Annotated in this window: 3 protein-coding genes and 1 pseudogene; 3 read left to right on the top strand and 1 reads right to left on the bottom strand. The window is 68.4% G+C overall.

Going from position 1 to position 3,489, the window contains the following annotated elements; genetic code table 11:
- Together G3N99_RS37240 and G3N99_RS37235 are read left to right on the top strand one after the other, a co-directional pair.
- Nucleotides 1-760 (top strand): hypothetical protein (locus tag G3N99_RS37240; RefSeq protein WP_206124864.1); only part of this gene is annotated, 760 nt, incomplete at its 5' end.
- A gap of 49 nt (nt 761-809) precedes the next feature.
- Nucleotides 810-2,027, top strand: coding sequence for an ATP-grasp domain-containing protein (locus G3N99_RS37235; protein WP_206124863.1), 1,218 nt, complete (start codon nt 810-812; stop codon nt 2,025-2,027).
- Nucleotides 2,028-2,103: 76 nt separating this feature from the next.
- Here G3N99_RS37235 and G3N99_RS37230 read toward each other — a convergent pair whose 3' ends face one another.
- On the bottom strand, nt 2,104-2,613 hold the full coding sequence (locus tag G3N99_RS37230) for a GNAT family N-acetyltransferase (protein ID WP_206124862.1): 510 nt from the start codon (nt 2,611-2,613) through the stop codon (nt 2,104-2,106).
- A gap of 525 nt (nt 2,614-3,138) precedes the next feature.
- On the opposite strand from G3N99_RS37230, the pseudogene G3N99_RS37225 reads away from it, so the two are divergent.
- Nucleotides 3,139-3,489: pseudogene (locus tag G3N99_RS37225) on the top strand (AAA family ATPase); the annotation flags it as partial.

The following is a 3,489-nucleotide window of genomic DNA, read 5'->3' as shown; positions in this document are numbered from 1 at the left end:
GCGGCCGGCCGTGTCGCTGCTGCTGCCCGCCGCGACGATGATCGCGTGCCCCGTCGCACTCGGCATCGCCGCGCGGCTCGCCGGCATGCCGTACGACTGGGTCGTCGCGCTGGTGATCGCGTACTGCGCGCCGCCGTCGAGCGGTACGTCGACGATCGCGCGGATGCTGTCGCTCGACGCCAGCGTCGCGCTCGTCGCGACCCTCGCGTCGATGGTGTTCGTCCCGCTCACCGCGCCGCTGCTCACGGCGTGGTTCAGCCACGATGCGGCCGTGGCGATCTCGCCGCTGAATCTCGCGTTGCGGCTCGCGCTGCTGATCGGCAGCGCCGAGGGCGTTGCGCTGCTCGTGCGGCGCTTCGCGGGTTCCCGGCTCGACCGCTTTGCGACGCCGATCGATGCGACCGTCGTCGCGGCATTGCTGGTGTTCGCGCTCGGCACGATGGCCGGCATGCAGCAGTCGATCATCGACGCGCCGCACCGCGCGTTGAGCGCGATCGCACTCGCGTTCGCCGTCAACGCGGGTTTCCAGGTCATCGCGTACGGGCTCACGCCCGGCGACGTCCGCACGCGGCTCAATGTCGCGCTGATCGTCGCCAATCGTAACGTCGGCCTGATGTGGGCCGCGCTCGGGCTCGCCGCGACGCCCACCATGGCACTCGTGTTCACGTGCGCGCAGTTGCCGATTTATACGCTGCCGCGCGTCGTCCAGCATCTGCTGCCGCGTCTCGAAGCACAGCGCCTGCGTCGCCGCGCACGCTAGCCGACACGCGATGCCGTTCCACTCTTCCGCCCTCGATCAAGGATCCAGCATGAAGCGACTTATCGTGATCGGCGCCCGCGCCACCGGCAGCAGCCTCGCGCTCGTGCGCGGTGCGCTTGCGCGACAGGTAGCCGTGACCGTGATCACCGCCCCCGGGCACCGTCTCGACGGTGTGTTTCCCGAAGGCGTCGAGACGATCAACCTCGAACCCGATGCCGGCCAGCTCGCCGGCTGGCTGCGCACGCGCTATCCGGACGAGATCGACACGCTGCGCGTGACGACCGCGCACGACACTTATGCGCGCACCGCCGCGTGGGTGGCCGACGCGCTCGGCCTGCCCGGCCCCGATGCGCGACGTGTCGCGCACGCGGTGTCGAAGTCGAACCAGAAGGCGCTGCTCGCCGCGCACGGCATCCCCGCTGCGCAATTCGTCACGGGTACGCTGGCCGCGCCGGCGACGCTCGCGGCCGCGGCCGACCCGCTGCGGTTCCCGGTCGTCGTCAAGCCGTCGGAAGGCTCGGCGAGCGATGGCGTGCGGCGCTGCGAGGACATCGCCGAGGTACGCGCGCAACTCGACGCCCTCGCCGCCGGACAAGCCGATGCACAAGCGCGTGCGACCGGGCGCGTCGTGATCGAGGAATTCCTGAGCGGCAGCGAATACTGCGTCGAGTATTTCGACGGCCGGTACGTCGGCGCGCTGCGCAAGCTGAAACGCCATGGGGCAGGCTTTCTCGAGCGCGGCTATACGTCGGAACTCGACCTCGATGCGGGCACGCTGCGCGCGCTGATCGACGTCGGGTCGCGCGCCACGGCGGCGGCCGGGCTGACATGGGGGCCTGTGCACCTGGACTGCATCGTGCACGACGGTGTGCCGCACGTGATCGAACTGAATCCGCGCATCGCGGGCAGCTTCATCTGCGACATCGTGCGCGACGGCTACGGCTTCAACATCGCCGAAGCGTTGCTCGACAAGCTCGACGGACGCCCGGTGGACATTCCCGAGCTGTTCGAACCGCAAGCCTATGCACGCGCGGAATTCCTGCTCGACAGCGATCCCCGCGCGTGGCGTTTCGCGCAGGCGGGGGAGATCCGCGACGGCACGGTCACGATCAGTTACGGGCCGCAGGTGCTGCCCGATCGCGAGCGGCGCGCGTTTCTTTATGTGCGGGTTGCGCTGCCGGTCGCGCACGGGGTGGACGACGCGCCCGTGCCTCCCGGTGCGTCGGCCCACGGCAATCCCGTCGGGCAGACCATCGTTTCCGGCTAGCCGTGAAACGGCCGCCTGCACGCGCTCCCGCGCTCGACCCAACGCTGTCGAGCCGCGTGGCTTCGGTCAGGCACCGTCACAAACGACGCCCCAACAGTTGCCCCGGCCAGCCATCCACGTCGAAGGTGGAAATTCGCTCATACCCGCAGGACTCGTAGAAGCGCACCAGCGCACCCGTCCCGCCGCCATAGCAGTCCACCCGCAGGCGCGCCACCCCGGCCGCCCGGGCGCGCTCATCCGCGAACGCCATCAGACGCCGGCCGACACCGCGAGCCCGCATATCGCGGGATGCAACCAGCACGCGCACATAGATTTCCGGCTCGGTCGCCGGCGGCACGTAGGGCATGGATTCGCCGAGGATCAATGCGCCCAGGACGCGGCCTTCCCGATCCTCCGCGACCCACGCGTCGGGCAGCGCACAGGCTTCGGTCACGAGCGCAATCCGCTTGGGTTGTGTCGACCATGCCTCTCGGCCCCATTGCCCGTCGTTACCGATGGCAACGAACCACGCAATCACGTCATCGAAGATTCGCAGCACGGCCGGCGCATCGAGCGCACTGGCACGACGAATCACCCGTTCATCCATTCCTGTCTCCGCCACGTTCGACACTCCTTCGCCGGATTCGACGTCCGGCGCGCAATGGGAGGGTGCGCCGAGGCAACCAAGGACGTGCGATGGAAGCCCGGCGATCAAGCCTGCTACGGTACTGAAATTCGCCCCAGTTGATCAAGGCATGACGGCTGGCGATTCGACATGACGGGTTGTTTTCCTGAAAAGACCGGGAGATCAGCGCCAGATGGGGTGCCAATCGACCTTCGCATGCATGGGCGTGGCCGACCCACGCCAACGAGCCGAAACTTCGCCGACGGATCGGGACGGCAAAAGCAGTTCAGCGCCGTAAAGAAGGAGCCGAAAACCCATGCTGCAGCGCATGACCGGTAGCGCTCACCTGATCCGGCCGGCCGATGCCCCGCCTGTCCCGCACCGCACCGCACCGAATCGCAGCGAATCGATCCCCGCGCGAATGCCCTCCTTCACGACAAAAAAATCTACAATCGACGCGATGCATCGCAGGCATGAAGCGCCAGCCGCCCACTCTCGCTCGCCACCATGAACGCACCCGCTGATTCCACTCCCTCCGCCCCGTCGCTACTCGGCGTCTATCGTCAACTGGCGGACCCGTCCGCCGGGCAATGGATCGTCAGCCGCTCCGAACGCGCGCACATGTACCGCATCCAGCATCACCGGCCCGACGGCAGCACCTCGGTCGATACGGTCGTCGATGCCGACAACCTCGATGCGAAGCTGCACAAGTGGATCCAGGAAGGCTTCGTCCGGCGCGAACCCGGCGACCGTGCGGCGCCGGCTCATCGCAGCGGGTTCATGCAGGCGCTACGGAGCGCACATGCGTCGCGACCGGTCGCAGCCGGCGACGCGGCGCAGGTCGCGCACGTAGGCGGC

Source organism: Burkholderia sp. Ac-20392 (assembly GCF_017104585.1).
In the GTDB taxonomy this organism is placed as follows: Bacteria; Pseudomonadota; Gammaproteobacteria; order Burkholderiales; family Burkholderiaceae; genus Burkholderia; species Burkholderia lata.
The sequence above is the reverse complement of the archived record's forward strand: the minus strand, read 5'-3'. Positions and strand labels throughout refer to the sequence as shown.